At 64.7% G+C, this 15,713-nt stretch carries 15 protein-coding genes; 8 read left to right on the top strand and 7 right to left on the bottom strand.

Going from position 1 to position 15,713, the window contains the following annotated elements:
- Positions 1-136 precede the first annotated feature (136 nt).
- Entirely contained in the window at positions 137-1,042 is a 906-nt protein-coding gene (locus PJE01S_RS10460) for an alpha/beta hydrolase (RefSeq protein WP_068833500.1), read from the top strand.
- Between the two features lie 30 nt (positions 1,043-1,072).
- Here PJE01S_RS10460 and PJE01S_RS10455 read toward each other — a convergent pair whose 3' ends face one another.
- Entirely contained in the window at positions 1,073-2,050 is a 978-nt protein-coding gene (locus PJE01S_RS10455; protein WP_068833498.1) for a GMP reductase, read from the bottom strand.
- Here PJE01S_RS10455 and PJE01S_RS25115 point away from each other — a divergent pair.
- On the top strand, positions 2,049-2,189 hold the full coding sequence (locus tag PJE01S_RS25115) for a hypothetical protein (RefSeq protein ID WP_157090285.1): 141 nt from the start codon (positions 2,049-2,051) through the stop codon (positions 2,187-2,189). The two genes, PJE01S_RS10455 and PJE01S_RS25115, sit on opposite strands and share 2 nt — an antisense overlap.
- Positions 2,190-2,294: 105 nt before the next feature.
- Here the strand turns inward: PJE01S_RS25115 and PJE01S_RS10450 are convergent, their stop codons facing one another.
- Positions 2,295-3,023: a hypothetical protein gene (locus tag PJE01S_RS10450; RefSeq protein WP_245660722.1), complete on the bottom strand. Its 729-nt coding sequence runs from the start codon at positions 3,021-3,023 to the stop codon at positions 2,295-2,297.
- 22 nt (positions 3,024-3,045) lie between these two features.
- Here PJE01S_RS10450 and PJE01S_RS10445 point away from each other — a divergent pair, with 22 nt between their 5' ends.
- Positions 3,046-5,496, top strand: coding sequence for a UvrD-helicase domain-containing protein (locus tag PJE01S_RS10445; protein ID WP_068833496.1), 2,451 nt, complete (start codon positions 3,046-3,048; stop codon positions 5,494-5,496).
- 15 nt (positions 5,497-5,511) lie between these two features.
- Here the strand turns inward: PJE01S_RS10445 and PJE01S_RS10440 are convergent, their stop codons facing one another.
- The 3 genes from PJE01S_RS10440 to PJE01S_RS10430 are packed head-to-tail and all read right to left on the bottom strand — an operon-like array spanning position 5,512 to position 7,709.
- Positions 5,512-6,327 (bottom strand): BPSS1780 family membrane protein, encoded by an 816-nt coding sequence (locus PJE01S_RS10440; RefSeq protein WP_068833494.1) that lies wholly within the window; start codon positions 6,325-6,327, stop codon positions 5,512-5,514.
- 39 nt (positions 6,328-6,366) lie between these two features.
- Entirely contained in the window at positions 6,367-7,317 is a 951-nt protein-coding gene (locus PJE01S_RS10435) for a homoserine kinase (protein WP_068833492.1), read from the bottom strand.
- Between the two features lie 35 nt (positions 7,318-7,352).
- Positions 7,353-7,709, bottom strand: coding sequence for a hypothetical protein (locus PJE01S_RS10430; RefSeq protein WP_084389458.1), 357 nt, complete (start codon positions 7,707-7,709; stop codon positions 7,353-7,355).
- A 201-nt stretch (positions 7,710-7,910) separates the two neighbouring features.
- Between PJE01S_RS10430 and polA the strand changes: the two genes are divergently transcribed.
- Complete coding sequence (gene polA / locus PJE01S_RS10425; RefSeq protein WP_068833490.1) at positions 7,911-10,733, top strand: DNA polymerase I; 2,823 nt, start codon at positions 7,911-7,913, stop codon at positions 10,731-10,733.
- A gap of 29 nt (positions 10,734-10,762) precedes the next feature.
- On the opposite strand, the gene PJE01S_RS10420 is transcribed toward polA, so the two are convergent.
- Together PJE01S_RS10420 and PJE01S_RS10415 are read right to left on the bottom strand one after the other, a co-directional pair.
- Positions 10,763-11,473, bottom strand: coding sequence for an anti-sigma factor family protein (locus PJE01S_RS10420; protein WP_068833487.1), 711 nt, complete (start codon positions 11,471-11,473; stop codon positions 10,763-10,765).
- Positions 11,474-11,483: 10 nt separating this feature from the next.
- On the bottom strand, positions 11,484-12,023 hold the full coding sequence (locus tag PJE01S_RS10415; RefSeq protein ID WP_245660720.1) for a sigma-70 family RNA polymerase sigma factor: 540 nt from the start codon (positions 12,021-12,023) through the stop codon (positions 11,484-11,486).
- A gap of 293 nt (positions 12,024-12,316) precedes the next feature.
- Here PJE01S_RS10415 and PJE01S_RS10410 point away from each other — a divergent pair, with 293 nt between their 5' ends.
- The 4 genes from PJE01S_RS10410 to PJE01S_RS10395 all read left to right on the top strand — a co-directional run bounded on the left by PJE01S_RS10410 (position 12,317) and on the right by PJE01S_RS10395 (position 15,635).
- Complete coding sequence (locus PJE01S_RS10410) at positions 12,317-13,222, top strand: metallophosphoesterase family protein (RefSeq protein ID WP_068833707.1); 906 nt, start codon at positions 12,317-12,319, stop codon at positions 13,220-13,222.
- 2 nt (positions 13,223-13,224) lie between these two features.
- Entirely contained in the window at positions 13,225-13,605 is a 381-nt protein-coding gene (locus PJE01S_RS10405; protein ID WP_068833486.1) for a cupredoxin domain-containing protein, read from the top strand.
- Between the two features lie 102 nt (positions 13,606-13,707).
- Positions 13,708-14,619, top strand: a complete 912-nt coding sequence (locus PJE01S_RS10400; protein WP_068833706.1) for a dienelactone hydrolase family protein — start codon at positions 13,708-13,710, stop codon at positions 14,617-14,619.
- A 230-nt stretch (positions 14,620-14,849) separates the two neighbouring features.
- Entirely contained in the window at positions 14,850-15,635 is a 786-nt protein-coding gene (locus tag PJE01S_RS10395) for a ZIP family metal transporter (protein ID WP_068833484.1), read from the top strand.
- The last annotated feature ends 78 nt before the right edge of the window (positions 15,636-15,713 follow it).

The raw sequence follows: 15,713 nt of genomic DNA, 5'->3' as shown, positions 1-15,713 counted from the left end.
TGGGCAGCGGCCTTTTTCATGGGCGGGCCAAAACGGGGCTCAAGAGGGCCTGCCCGGAGGCACCGCCAGTACAGCGTGACGGCACCAAGGAAAGCTGTGCCAAGATGCAGGCCGGCAATACCTTGAAAGAAGGCCCATGAACAGTGCTTTATCCGCCTGGGACCCGGCGTGGCTGGATCGCATGTACAACAACCGCGCCCGGGTGCCCGAGCATGGCGAGCATTTCGGCCGCTGGGCCGAGGATTCCCGGCGCGCGCGCCAGCGCTTGCCCTGCCGGCTGGATGTACCTTACGGCAACGGTCCAGCCGAGACGCTGGATATTTTTCCGGCCGGTGACTTCAGCGCCGGGGGCCGCCAGCGGCCTCAGCCGGGGGCGCCGGTGCTGGTGTTTATCCACGGCGGCTACTGGCGCGCGCTGGACAAGGCCGATCATTCATTCATTGCGCCGGTCTTCACGCGGGCTGGCGCCTGCGTGGTGGTGCCCAACTACGCCCTGAGTCCTGCCGTCAGTATTCCCCAGATCACCCTGCAAATGGTCGCGGCGCTGGCGTGGACCTGGCGGCATGTGGCCAGCTACGGCGGCGATCCCCGGCGCATCACGGTGGTGGGACACTCGGCGGGTGGGCAACTGGCCGCCATGCTGCTGAACTGTGCCTGGAAGACGTATGCGAACGATTTGCCAGCCGAGCTGCTCAGGAGCGCGCTGTCGATTTCGGGTCTGTACGACCTGGAGCCCATCCGGCAAACCCCTTTCCTCAAGGATTTGCGCCTGACGCCCGGGCAGGTCCGGCAAGCCAGCCCGGCACTGCTGCCAGGCCCCAGCCAGGGCCGGCTTTACAGCGTGACGGGCGCGGACGAAAGTGCCGAGTACCTGCGCCAGAACTTGCTGATCCGGCAAGCCTGGGGCGCTAAAACCGTGCCGGTTTGTGAGGCTCTGCCGGGGCGCAATCATTTCACCGTGCTGGACGCGCTGGTCGAGCCGCCCCATCGCCTGCACCGGCTCGCGCTTGAACTGCTGGGCCTCAAGGGGCTGAAGGGCTGAGTCCTCGCTAAGGATCGAGCAGGGCTGGGCTTACATCAAGAGGTGTTCGCCCGCGTTGTCGCCGCCCAGGATCACGTAGTTGACCTTGCGGATGTCCATGAGCCTGGTGCCGCCGGCATAGCTGATCGAGCTCTGCACGTCTTCTTCCATCTCGCGCAGGGTATCGGCCAGCGTGCCCTTGACGGGCTCCAGGATGCGCTTGCCCTCGACATGCCTGTACTCGCCCTTGTTGAAGTCCGAAGCGCTGCCGTAGTACTCCTTGAAGATCTTGCCGTCGACCTCGACGGTTTTGCCGGGGCTTTCTTCCAGGCCGGCCAGCAGGGCGCCGATCATCACCATGGTGGCGCCAAAGCGCACTGACTTGGCAATGTCGCCGTGCTCGCGTATGCCGCCGTCCGCAATGATGGGCTTGGTGGCCACGCGGGCGCACCATTTCAGCGCCGACAGCTGCCAGCCGCCGGTGCCAAAGCCGGTTTTCATCTTGGTGATGCAGACCTTGCCCGGGCCAATGCCCACCTTGGTCGCGTCGGCGCCCCAGTTTTCCAGGTCGATCACGGCTTCGGGCGTGCCGACGTTGCCGGCAATGATGTAAGAGGCCGGCAGTTTCTTTTTGAGGTAGCCGATCATTTTCTGCACGGTGTCGGCGTGGCCGTGGGCAATGTCTATGGTGATGTACTCGGGCACCAGGCCCTGGTCGGCCAGGCTATCCACGGTGTCGTAGTCGGGTTGCTTCACCCCCAGCGAGATCGAGGCGTACAAGCCCTTGGCGTGCATGTCCTTGACGAACTGGACGTTGTCCAGGTCAAAGCGGTGCATCACGTAGAAGTAGCCGTTTTTTGCCATCCAGGCGCAGATTTCCTCGTTGACCACCGTTTTCATGTTGGCCGGCACGACCGGGATGCGGAAGCTGCGTCCGCCCAGCGTGACGCTGGCGTCGCATTCGGCGCGGCTTTCCACGCGGCATTTGCGCGGCAGCAGCAGGATGTTGTCGTAGTCGAAAATTTCCATGATTCCCAAGCTCCTGAAAAAACTGTTGATGAACAGAGAAGGCGCTTGGATTGGCCCGGGTTTGTCGGCAGGCGATCAGCGGAAAGAGCGAGCCCTGAAAACAAAAAACCGGGCGCAATTGCTTGGGCCCGGTGACTGATTCTAAGCGCCTGCGCGCCATGTCGTGATGGTTTGGGCGGTATACCCGTTATATGAGGAGGCTGATTTTTGGGGGCTTACGGGCCTTTCAAAGCCCCAACGCCCATTAGCGCTCGCAGCGTGACTGCGCCGCCGCCAGCACCTGGCCTTTGTCGTCTTCCACCCAGCCGATGACGCGCAGGCGGTTGCGGTCGGCGGCCGGGGCGATGTTCATGGAACGCGCCTCAAAAAACCGGTTTTGCTCCGTTATTGATAGCTTCTTGCGCCCATCCCACGTGGATTGGAGCAGGTTTCTGACCAGATTCCGCGCGGTCGGCGAGCCTTCGGTGCCGGCCGGCAAGGCTTCCACCAGCGCCAGCCAGGAGGTCCACACCTGCTGCCTGGCGGCCGCCGGAATCGGCTTGAGTTCTATGGATGCGCCCACGTAGTCGGCCAGCGGCAGGCCGTGCGCCACGCGCAGGGTGGCGCCCTTGAGCGCTTTCACCGGATGGCTGCGGCTGCTGGCCGCGGCGGGAACGCGCTCGCCCAGGGCCTCCAGCCGGGCCAGTGCATCCCGCGTGGCCACGGCCGACAGGGGAGCGTCGTCGCCCTGGTCACCGGGCACGACCCAGTCCAGGGCGATGACACCGGCGCCCGCTATGGGGGTGGCCGGGTCGGTCCAGCAGCTCTCGCAGTTGGCGTTGATAAAGCGCTCCATGAGCTGCACCGGCCGCGGCTGGCCGTCGCTGGCGCAAAACGACTGGGCTTGCGCGGCGGGCGGCTGCGCCAGCAGGGCCAGGGCGGCCAGTAGGGGCGCAAAAGCCAGGGTTGAAGCGGCGGTCGTGAAGGGTTTCATCGGGGGCTTTCTACAATGAGGGATGTTCTCAGAAGTCGCGCCAAACTCTCCCCTCCTGCAAAATCTTAATCCAGAGCAACTGGCTGCGGTGACCCTGCCGGCCACGCACGCCCTGATTCTCGCCGGGGCGGGCTCCGGCAAGACCCGGGTGCTGACCACCCGCATCGCCTGGCTGCTGCAAACCGGCCAGGTCTCGCCCGGCGGCATCCTGGCCGTGACCTTCACCAACAAGGCCGCCAAGGAGATGCTGGCGCGCCTGTCGGCCATGCTGCCGGTGAATGTGCGCGGCATGTGGATAGGCACCTTCCATGGCCTGTGCAACCGCTTTTTGCGCGCCCATTACAAGCTGGCCAACCTGCCGCAGAGCTTCCAGATCCTGGACACGCAGGACCAGCTGTCGGCCATCAAGCGCCTGTGCAAGCAGTTCAATGTGGACGACGAGCGCTTTCCGCCCAAGCAGCTGGCGTGGTTTATTGCCGCCTGCAAGGAAGACGGCCAGCGCGCCAAGGACGTGCCCGTGCGTGACGAGGAAGGCCGCAAAAAGGTCGAGATCTACGCGCTGTATGAAGAGCAGTGCCAGCGCGAGGGCGTGGTCGATTTCGGCGAGCTGATGCTGCGCAGCTACGAACTGCTGCGTGACAACGCGGCGGTGCGCGAGCATTACCAGCGTCGCTTTCGCCACATCCTGATCGACGAGTTCCAGGACACCAACAAGCTGCAGTACGCCTGGATCAAGATGCTGGCGGGGCAGGGGCCTGACGCGGCGCAGGGCGCTTCGGCCATGCCGGGCGGCTCGGTGGTGGCGGTGGGCGACGACGACCAGAGCATTTACGCGTTTCGCGGTGCGCGCGTCGGCAACATGACCGACTTCGTGCGCGAGTTTGACGTCACCCACCAGATCAAGCTGGAGCGCAACTACCGCAGCTTCGGCAACATCCTGGATTCGGCCAACGAGCTGATCAGCCACAACAGCAAGCGTCTGGGTAAAAACCTGCGCACCGAGGCCGGCCCCGGCGAGCCGGTGCGGGTCTACGAATCGACCAGCGATTTCGCCGAGGCGCAGTGGTTTGTCGATGAGGTCAAGCAACTGGTGCGCGACGGCAGCGCGCGCAAGGACATTGCGCTGCTGTACCGCAGCAATGCGCAAAGCCGCGTGATGGAAACGGCGCTGTTCAACGCCGGCGTGCCCTACCGCGTGTATGGCGGCCTGCGCTTTTTCGAGCGCGCCGAAATCAAGCACGCGCTGGCCTATCTGCGCCTGCTGGAGAACCCGCATGACGACACCAGCTTCATGCGCGTGGTCAACTTTCCGCCGCGCGGCATAGGCGCCCGCAGCATCGAACAACTACAGGACATCGCGCGCGCCTCGGGCTGCTCGCTGCACGACGGCGTGAGTGCCGTCACCGGCAAGGCCGGCGCCAACCTCGGCGCCTTTGTCGCCAAGCTGGACGTGCTGCGCGAGCAGACCAGCGGCCTCACGCTGCGCGAGATCATCGAGCTGGTGTTGCAGCACAGCGGCCTGGAAGAGCATTACAAAACCGAAAAGGAAGGCCAGGACCGGCTGGAAAACCTGGCCGAACTGGTGAATGCCGCCGAGTCTTTTGTGAGCCAGGAAGGCTTTGGCCGAGACGCCGTGGCCATGCCTGTGGATGAGCTGGGCGCAGGCCCTAACTCGACATTGACCCAGTCGCCCGCCAGCCAGGGCCTGGACCCCGCGACCCTGCTGGATGAACCCTTGCCCGAGTTGCTGGTGCCCGACAGAGATACCGGCGAAACACTGTCACCGCTGGTGGCCTTTCTGACGCACGCGGCGCTGGAGTCCGGCGACAACCAGGCGCAGGCCGGCCAGGATGCCGTGCAGCTCATGACGGTGCACTCGTCCAAGGGCCTGGAGTTTGACTGCGTGTTCATCGCCGGACTGGAAGAGGGCCTGTTCCCGCACGAAAACTCCATGAGCGACCAGGGCGGCCTGGAAGAAGAACGCCGCCTGATGTACGTGGCCATCACGCGTGCGCGCAAGCGGCTGTACCTGAGCCATTCGCAAACCCGCATGCTGCATGGCCAGACGCGCTACAACCTCAAGAGCCGGTTTTTTGATGAACTGCCCGAAGCGGCGCTCAAGTGGATCACGCCAAGGAACCAGGGCTTTGCGTCCGGCCTGGGAACCAGCGCGGGTGGCTGGAATGGCGCTAGCAATTCAGGAGCTGGTGGCGGCCGTGGAGATTGGGCCAGCAGCGTATTTGCTTCAAAATCCGGGAGTGCGGAGCGCTTTGCCAGCCCGCCGGTGCCGCCGCAGCGCAATGCGCCTTCGCATGGGCTCAAGAGCGGCATGGAAGTGTTTCATGCCAAGTTTGGCGAGGGCAAAGTGCTGATGCTGGAAGGCAGCGGCGACGATGCCCGCGCGCAGATCAATTTCACGCGGCATGGCGTGAAATGGCTGGCGCTGAGCGTGGCCAAGCTCACGGTGGTCTAGGAGCGGGCCCGAGGCTCAGGACAGGTCTGGGTGCGTGCCCAGGCCATGGTCGGGCAGCGAGTCGTCGGGCGTGGCCAGGAAGCTGTCCCGAAACGTGAAGTAAATCGAGGTGAAAAACATCGCCACGATCACCAGGACCATGGGGAACATGGCCACCGCCGCGAACATGGGGTTGCCCAGCACTATGGCCACCAGCGACACCAGGGCGGCGGCCGCCACGAAGACGCCTATCCAGGCCAGGCCGAACACGGTGAGCGCGCCAAAGTTCTTGTAGCAGGCCATGAAGCTGAAAAACAGGCTCTTGACCGGCGTGATGCCGTGCCAGTGCACCAGCGCCGGCGCATGCCAGAACATCAGCGACAGCGGCAGGTACAGTGCCAGCGCGACCCACATGGCCAGCTGGAAGTTGCCTTGCTGCACCAGTTCTTCGCTGATCTGGCCGCCCAGCAGGTAAAGGCTGGCAAACTGCCCGCCATCGAACAGGGCCGAGACCCCCATCAGGGCCAGAAAACCCACGGCGTACAAGGCGCCCAGCACCATCATGGCCCGCACGCGCTGCTGGCCGGCGCGGAAGGCGCTGATCAGGATCGAGGGCATGGGAAACTTGCCCTTGGTGGCTTCCTGGGTGGCGGCCATCAGGCCCAGGGTGGCCGCTGGCAGCAGGGCCAGCGCCAGCGCCGCGCCCACAAAGGGCACCAGCGTGGCGATGGAGAGCAGCGCCATGAACATGAAGAACAGGCCCGACATGGCCAGCGGCTGCCGGATAAACGTCGTGATGCCCAGCCTGACCCATGTCAGACCTGTGCGCGCGGGAACAATATTCAATTTCATGGCATGAGGCCGGGCTTGTGACCCGGACTTCCGATGGGTTTACAGGAGGTAAGGGTGTGCAAGCCGCTGGCGCAGCACGCGTTCAAAATGGCCGGGATCGTGCGCCTTGAGCACGGCGGCCTCGCGTGGCAAATGGAAATCCCACAGCCGTGAAATCCAGAAACGCAGCGCTCCGGCGCGCTGCTGGGACGGCAGCAGGCGGCGTTCCTGGGCCGTCAGGGGGCGCACGCGCTGGTAGGCCGCCATGAAGGCAGCGGCACGCGCCGCGTCTTGCGCGCCGTTGTCCAGGTCAATGCACCAGTCGTTGAGGCAGACGCCGATGTCAAACAAAAAGGTGTCGCAGCCGGCAAAGTAGAAGTCAAAAAAACCGGTCAGCCGGCCGTCCTCGAACATGACATTGTCGCGGAACAGGTCGGCGTGGATGGCGCCGCGCGGCAGGCTGCGGTAGCCCGACATGGCCGCGACATGGTTCTGGTAGGCCAGCTCACCCAGGATCAGGCTGCGCTGATCGGGCGTGAGGTGTGGCAGCACCACGGGCACGGTCTCATTCCACCAGGCGAGGCCGCGCAGGTTGGGCTGTCGCCGGGGGTAGTCCAGTCCGGCCAGGTGCATGCGTGCCAGCATCTCGCCCATGCTCGTGCAATGGGCCGGCGTGGGGTTCAGCTCGCTGTGCCCGCGCAGCTTGTTGGCCACGGCGGCGGGTTTGCCCTTCAGCCGGTGCAGGATGTTGCCCTTGGCGTCCGCCGCCGGGTTGGGCACGGGAATGCCGTGCCCCGCCAGGTGCTTCATCAGGTGCAGGTAATACGGCAACTGCTCGGATGTCAGGCGTTCAAACAGCGTGAGCACGTACTGGCCCTGATCGGTGTCGACAAAGTAATTGGTGTTTTCGATGCCGCCTGCAGCGCCCTTGATGCTCTGCAGTTGCCCCAAATTCAAAGAGCGCAAGAACGCTGCAGCCTCGTCAAACGAGACTTCGGTAAATACGGCCATGCCTGAAACTGAACCCTGTACTGGAAATTATTGAATTAAAACTTCAGCACGTTCCAGACGCGCGAGCCATTGGTGTCGGTGTTGGTGGCGGCGGGTGCAGCGCCGCGGGCGCCCTCGGCGGGCTTGACCTCGTAAGCGGCGCCGCCGGTTTTGGGCTGCACCGTGATTTGCTGCGTCTCGCCACCGACCCGCAGCTCATCAATGCGCGTGCCGGCGTCTTCGGTGCGTATGCGCTGGATTTTCTTGTCCGGACGCGTGGAGCCGGCTGGCTTCGCCTCTGTCGCCACGGCGGGCGCGGCATTTTGCGCGGGCGCCTGCGTCTGGGCCACGGCCGCAGCCAGCGGCAGCACTGCTAGCGCAGCGGCAATGAGAGGGCGAAGAGCGGTTTTCATACCTGCATTGTAGGCTTGCGAGGGCCGACCTACCAAGGAATCCGGGCGTGGCAGGGCCTGCCAGAGGCCTTGTCAAAAGCCTCGTCAAAAGTGGGGTGGAGCGCGTGGCGAATACAGCGACCCGGCTTGTCATCCACGGCATCGCCAGTGCCTGGCCGCCTGCCTGGAGCGCTTTACGGATATCCCCGACAATCTGGCCCCATGAGCTCTGACAAAAAAACACTGCTGCTGGTCGATGGCTCCAGCTACCTGTACCGCGCCTTTCATGCCATGCCCGACCTGCGCGTGGTCCCCGGCGACCCGTCTAGCGCGGCCACCGGGGCGATTCGCGGCATGATCAACATGATGCAAAGCCTGCGCAAGGAAGTGCCGGCCGACTACGCCGCCTGCGTGTTTGACGCCAAGGGGCCGACCTTTCGCGACGCGCTCTACCCCGAGTACAAGGCCAACCGCTCGCCCATGCCCGACGACCTGCGCAGCCAGATCGCGCCCATCCACGAGGTGGTGCGCCTGCTCGGCTGGAAGGTGCTGGACGTGCCCGGCGTGGAAGCCGACGACGTGATAGGCACGCTGGCCGTGACCGCCGCCAACCAGGGCATAGAGGTGATCGTGAGCAGCGGCGACAAGGATTTAAGCCAGCTGGTCAACGAGCACATCACCATCATCGACACCATGAACGGCAAAAAGCGCGACGTGGCCGGCGTGACGGCCGAGTTCGGCGTGCCGCCCGCGCTGATGGTGGACTACCAGACCCTGGTGGGGGACGCGGTGGACAACGTGCCCGGCGTTGAAAAAGTCGGCCCCAAGACCGCCGCCAAATGGCTGCAGGAATACGGCTCGCTGGACGCGCTGGTGGCGCGCGCCGGCGACATCAAGGGGGTGGCCGGCGAGAACCTGCGCAAGGCGCTGGAATGGCTGCCGAAAGGCCGCGAGCTGCTGACCATCAAGACCGATTGCGAACTGGATGGCTATGTGGACGGCCTGCCTGCTATGGATTCGATAGCTATAGGCGACCAGCAGATGGAGGCCCTGACTGCTTTTTATGAGCAATACGGGTTCAAGGGCCTGGTCCGGGCGCTGGGCGGCAATGCCGCTCAGGCGCAGCCCGCGGTGCCGGCAGCGGCCAAGCCGAAACGGGCCACGCAAGCAGCCGGGCCCAGCCTGTTTGACGAGCCCGAAGAGGCGCCGCCAGCCGCCGCCGCCCCGGAACAAGCCACCAGCACGCTGGCCTACGACACGATTTTTACCTGGCAAGCCTTCGACCACTGGCTGGCCAAAATCGAGGCGGCCGAGCTGGTGGCGCTGGACACCGAAACCACCTCGCTGGACGAGATGCTGGCCGAAATCGTCGGCATCAGCTTTAGCGTCACGCCCGGCGCGGCCGCCTACATCCCGCTGACGCACGATTACCCCGGCGCCCCCGAGCAGCTGCCGCAGGGCGAGGTGCTGGCACGCCTGAAGCCCTGGCTGGAGAACCCGGCCAAGCCCAAGCTGGGCCAGCATGTCAAATACGACCGCCATGTGTTTGCCAACCACGGCATCGAGGTGCAGGGCTATGCCCACGACACCATGCTGCAAAGCTATGTGCTGGAAGTGCACAAGCCGCACGGCCTGGCCAGCCTGGCCGAGCGTCATCTGGGGCGCAGCGGCATCAACTACGAAGACCTGTGCGGCAAGGGCGCAAACCAGATCAGGTTCAACCAGGTCGATGTTGCCAAGGCCGCGGAATACTCAAGCGAAGACTCCGACCAGACGCTGGACGTGCACCGCGTGCTGTGGCCCCAGATAGAGGCCAATGACAAGCTGCGTTTTATTTACGACCTTGAAATGCAGAGCAGCGAGACGCTGTACCGCATAGAGCGCAACGGCGTGCTGATTGACGCGCCCATGCTGGCCAAGCAGAGCGGCGAGCTGGGCGCGCGCATTTTGCAGCTGGAGGCCGAGGCCTATGAGATTGCCGGCCAGCCCTTCAACCTGGGCAGCCCCAAGCAGCTGGGCGAGATTTTCTTTGACAAGCTGGGTATGCCGGTGGTCAAGAAGACCGCCACCGGCGCGCGAAGCACCGACGAAGAGGTGCTGGAGAAGCTGGCCGAGGACTATCCGTTGCCCGCCAAGCTGCTGGAGCACCGGTCCCTGAGCAAGCTCAAGGGCACGTACACCGACAAGCTGGCGCAACTGGCCGATCCCAAGACGGGGCGGGTGCACACGCACTACGCGCAGGCCGTGGCCGTCACGGGCCGGCTGTCCAGCAACGACCCGAACCTGCAGAACATTCCGGTCAAGACCGCCGAAGGCCGGCGCGTGCGCGAGGCCTTTGTGGCGCCCGCCGGCAGCGTCATCGCCAGTGCCGATTACTCGCAGATCGAGCTGCGCATCATGGCCCACATCAGCGGCGACGAGGCGCTGCTGCGCGCGTTCAAGGAAGGCCTGGACGTGCACCGCGCCACCGCCGCCGAGGTGTTTGGCGTGAGCGTGGAGCAAGTCAGCAGCGAGCAGCGCCGCTATGCCAAGGTCATCAACTTCGGCCTGATTTACGGCATGAGCAGCTTTGGCCTGGCGCGCAACCTGGGCATTGAAACCAAGGCCGCCGCCGCCTACATCGACAAATACTTCCAGCGCTACCCCGGCGTGAAGCAGTACATGGACGAAACCAAACAAAGCGCCAAAAGCAAGGGCTATGTGGAAACCGTGTTCGGCCGGCGTTTGTACCTGCCCGAGATCAATTCACCCAACGGCCCGCGCCGCAGCGGTGCCGAGCGCGCCGCCATCAACGCGCCCATGCAGGGCACGGCGGCCGACCTGATCAAGCTCAGCATGGTCAAGGTGCAGCAGGTGCTGGATGCCGAAAAGCGCGGCACCAAGATGATCATGCAGGTGCACGATGAACTGGTGTTCGAGGTGCCCGAGGCCGAGGTGGCATGGGTCAAGACCGAAATCCCGCGCCTGATGGCGGGCGTGGCCGATCTCAAGGTGCCCCTGCTGGCCGAGATTGGGGTGGGGGAAAACTGGGAAAAAGCGCACTGAGCTTCCCCGCGAGTTAGCGGGTTAGCGGATCAGGGCGGCGGCGCCGCGCGGGCCAGCCGGGCGAACTGCGCCAGCTCGGCCGGGCTGATGTCCGACACCGCCCGGAAGCGCATGCCGGACTGCGTCCAGCCGAGCAGGTTGAATCCCTGCAGCGACGCGGCGCTGTCAGCGCGTGAGCTGCTGCCAGCGGCCGGCCAGGTGTACAGATTGATCACATGCTGGCCGCGCGCATACACCAGCACGGCGACCGGCCGGCCATCGATGTAGTCAAGCCGCCCGCCGGTCAGGGGAAAGCCGGCGGCCGACAGATCGTGCACCGTTGGCGAGTAGTCGAGCCTGCCCAGAAACCAGGGCTTCACCTGGTGCTGGTCCGACGAGGGGATGTCGAGCAAATGGCTGGCCATCAGCGAGCGCACATGGCTGGCGACGATTTCACGGTTCAGTGCCTCCGGCGCGGCCGAGGGTGATGGCGATGGCCAGCCCACCAGCACCTGCAGGGCCACGGCGCTCGCCAGCACCCCGGCGGCAAAGCCGGTGCCCAGGGTCATCCAGCGACGCTGTAGCGCTTGCAGCACGGCCCTGCGCCAGTCCCACCAGTCCCGCCAGCCCGGGCGTTTGGCCGTGGAATGTTTGGCGATGTCGTCCAGGATGCGCTGGCGCAGTGCCGCGGGCGCCTTGCCGCGATGCAGCGCCGCGTCCTTCAGCCGTTCATCGAGGTCTCTGTCCTTGTTGGTGTTCATGCGTAAAACCTTACTCCGGGTGACTCAAGGCCTGGCGCAGCAGTGCGCGTGCGCGCGACAGGCGTGACATGACCGTTCCCACAGGGATGTCCATTACCTCAGCAATGCACTCGTAAGTCATTTCATCCATTTCCCGCAAGACGATCACCTCCCGAAAATGCAGGGGCAAGGCCTCGACCGCCGACAGCACCTCCTCGCGCTGGGCCTGGCGCAACAGCAGCGTCTCCGGATTTCCGCCGAAGGCATCGTCCGGGTCGCTGGCACCGTGCAGCTCCTCATCGTGGAACTCCAGCATCTCGGCCTGCTGGCTATGGGTTTTCAGCCACGAATAGCAGGTGTTGCGCACGATGCGCAGCAGCCAGGGACGGGCGTCACCGCCGCGGAACCGGTGGAAATAGCGAAACGCCCGCAGATACGCCTCCTGAACCCGGTCCTGCGCATGGTGGCTGTCCCGCACCAGCCAGCGCGCCAGGCTGTAGGCGGCATCCAGATGCGGCAGCATGAGGGCCTCAAATCGGGTGCTGTCGGGCTTGTCGCGTTCGGGTGTCAAGTCATGCCTCGCCCTTGTTGCTGGTTTACCTCAAATCGCCATGTTTTATTCCCGCATCACGAATGATTGTGACGGCTTTGACCCCGCTCCAGTTCGAAATAATGCCTCGGGTCTCCGTGGAGGCGCATGGGGCTTGAAGACCCTGGGCGGCAAATAAAAAGTGCGGGCACTGGAATGAAGTGGCCGGCAAGCCGGTATTGACAGATGAACAGGGCTCTTTCGTGTTTGGCGCGTTTGGCGCCCTGTCCGTTCCGGCCTTTCAACATTTTCAACACCTCATCCAGGAGTCAGCCATGAACCATTCAGGCAACACCCGCAGAGACTTCATCCGGCTCGTGGCGGCGGGCGGCGGCGTGGTCTACCTATCCGGCCTGCCGGGCCACGCGCTGGCGGCCGCCGGCAAGGCCGCGGCCTACGACGACTTCCATTTTGTGCAGCTCTCCGACACCCACTGGGGCTACAGCGGCCCCGCCAACCCCGACGCCGCCAACACCCTCAGGAAGGCCGTGGCGGCGGTGAACGCACTGGCCGAGCCGCCCGACTTTATTGTCTTCACCGGTGACCTCACCCACACCACCGACGACCCCGCCGAGCGGCGCCGGCGCCTGGCCGGGTTTCGCGACATCGCCGCCGGGCTCAAGGTCAAGACGGTGCGCTTCCTGGCCGGCGAACACGACGCAGCGCTTGACGCCGGAGCCGCCTACAAGGAGTTTTTCGGCGACACCTTTTACGCCTTCGACCACAAGGGGGTTCACTTCATCGCCATTGACAATGTGTCGGACCCCGGCGGCAGCATTGGCCAGGAACAGCTGGCCTGGCTGCAGCAGGATTTGAGCCGCCAGGCCAGGGACGCGCGCATCGTGGTCCTGACGCACCGCCCCCTGTTTGACCTGGCGCCCAAATGGGACTGGGCCACCCGCGACGGCGCCAAGGCCATCGAGCTGCTGATGCCGTACACCAACGTCGTGGTGTTTTATGGCCATATCCATCAGGAAAACCACCACATGACGGGACACATCGCGCACCATTCCGCCAAGTCGCTGATCTTTGCCCTGCCGGCGCCGGGCAGCCAGGACAAGCGAACCCCGCTGGACTGGGACCCGGCGGCACCCGGCAAGGGCCTGGGTTTTCGCGAGGTGGAGGCCGAGGCCAGGCCGGTCGCCTACGCGATCCAGGAATTTTCCGCACAGGGAGCATGAGCATGGATGAACAGAGACGCCGGCTGCTGCGGCGAGGCTTGACCCTGGCCGGCAGCTGCATCGCCGGGGCCTTTGGACTGGGCAGGCCGGTCGCCGGCGCGGCGCAGGCGCCGGTGATCAGCCTCACGGCCCGCCGGTTTTTCTACACCCCCAACGAAATTGTGTTGCAAAAGGGGCAGACGGCCGTGCTGGAGATCACCTCGCTTGACTTCACGCACGGCTTCAATATTCCTGAGCTGAAAATGCGTGCCGATCTGCCGCCGGGTCGGCTCACCACGCTGCGCGTGCGCTTCGACCAGCCGGGAAGCTACGATTTTCTCTGTGACAACTTCTGCGGCGAAGGGCACGAAAAGATGGCCGGGCATTTCCGCGTGACCGAATGACGGCGCCGGCAGGTGGCCCCCGCGCCGCGCTGGCAAGAAACGCCGGGTCCGCATAGACTCCGGTGGGTTTGCCCCCATCACCCTATTTGGAGAATGCCCGCCATGCTGAACCAGGACCAGAAAAACGACTTCAATGCCTTGCTGCCCGGCCAGACGGGCGAAGCCGGCGCCAGCCGCCGCACGGCGCTCAAGGCCGCGCTGGGCGTGGGCTACGCTGCCGCGGCCCTGCCCATCATGGCGCAGACGGCCATCAAGACCTCCTCGGAAGGCCTCAGGACCGGCGAGACGACTTACGAAGTCAACGGCTTCAAGGTGCCGGCTTTTTACGCGGCTCCCGCCGGCAAGACCGATCTGCCGGTGCTGCTGGTGATCCATGAAATCTTTGGCGTGCACGAATACATCGCCGACACTGCCCGCCGATTCGCCAAGGCCGGCTACCTCGCCCTTGCACCCGAGCTGTATGCGCGCCAGGGCGACCCCGGCAGCTACAACGAGATCGGCAGGCTGATTGCCGAAGTCGTCGACAAGGTGTCCGACGAACAGGTCATGGCCGACCTGGACGGCGCGGTGAAATGGGCAGGCGCCAATGGCGGCAACACCCAAAAGGTCGGCATCACCGGCTTTTGCTGGGGCGGCCGCATCGCCTGGCTGTATGCCGAACAGAGCCCCAACGTCAAGGCCGGCGTGGCCTGGTATGGCCGCCTGGTCGGTACCTCATCGGCGCTGACCCCCAAGCACCCGCTGGACCTGGCCGCCGGCCTCAAGGCGCCGGTGCTGGGCCTGTATGGCGGGCAGGACGGCGGCATTCCGCTGAGCACCATCGACCAGATGAAGAAGGCTCTGGCCGAAGCCGGCAAGAAGGGCAATGCGGCGGCCCGGGCTTCCGAGTTCGTGGTGTATCCCGATGCGCCCCACGCCTTTCACGCCGACTATCGCTCCAGCTACCGCAAGGCCGCCGCCGAAGACGGCTTCAGGCGTGCGCTGGCCTGGTTCAAGGCGCACGGCGTGGCCTGAGGCTTGCCGCAAACCCAACGCAAGCCTGCGCAGCCGCCTCACCCCGCGTGGGGCGGATTTCTTTTGCATGGACCTCTTGACACGCTTGATAAGATAAGGACAACCCCGGCCGCTGGCACCCATGCTGCGCCCGGGGTTTCGCCATTTGTGGGGCGGGCCGTCGGGCTGCCGCCACAGGTGTTTGCTAGTGATTCAGGGCTCCGGCCCAAACAATACGGGCGTAAGTAGCTATGACTTTGATAGCGATTTTGATGGGAACAATGGCCGCCGGCATAGGCAGCGTGTGGCTGGCGGCCTTGCTCAGTTTTGGCGTGCTGGCGCGCTACACCCAGCACATGCTCAGCCTGGCCGCCGGCGCCTTGCTGGCCACCGCCTTCATGCACCTGCTGCCCGAAGCCTTTGAAAGCCAGGCGGGCGCCAAGGAGCTGTTCGCCACCTTGCTGGTCGGTCTGGTGTTTTTCTTTTTACTCGACAAGGCCGAACTGTGGCACCACGGGCACGAACACCATGGCGGTGAGCATCATGATCACGACCATGGCCACGACCATCACAACCATGGCGCCAAAACCGGCGGCTGGGCCGTGCTGGCCGGCGACAGCGTGCACGCGTTTGGCGACGGCATCCTGATCGCCTCGGCCTTCATGGCCGATTTGCGCCTGGGCTTTGTCGCCGCGCTGGCCGTGATGGTGCACGAGGTGCCTCACCACATGGGCGACCTGGTGGTGCTGCGCCAGTCCTCCAACAACCGGCGCGTGGCGCTCATCAAGGTGTCACTGGCCGGCGCCGTGACGGCCCTGGGCGGGATGGTCGGCTACGCGCTGGTGGACCAGCTCTACGAGTACCTGCCCTTCTTTTTGATCATTGCCTCCAGCAGCTTTATCTACGTCGCGCTGGCCGATTTGATTCCGCAGTTGCAAAGGCGCGCCACCGCCCGCGAAACCGCCACGCAGATCGCCTGGCTGGCGATAGGCATCGGGCTGGTGACGCTGATCAGCGGGGTGGCGCATCATCATTGAGTCCTGCATCGGAGACGGCCGAAGCGCAGAAATGTAAGATGCGCCGCTCCGCCTTCCTGCGACCTGCAACACCCGCAG

Origin of the sequence: Polaromonas jejuensis NBRC 106434 (genome assembly GCF_001598235.1) — a bacterium.
GTDB classification, from domain to species: domain Bacteria; phylum Pseudomonadota; class Gammaproteobacteria; order Burkholderiales; family Burkholderiaceae_C; genus Polaromonas; species Polaromonas jejuensis.
The sequence above is the reverse complement of the archived record's forward strand: the minus strand, read 5'-3'. Positions and strand labels throughout refer to the sequence as shown.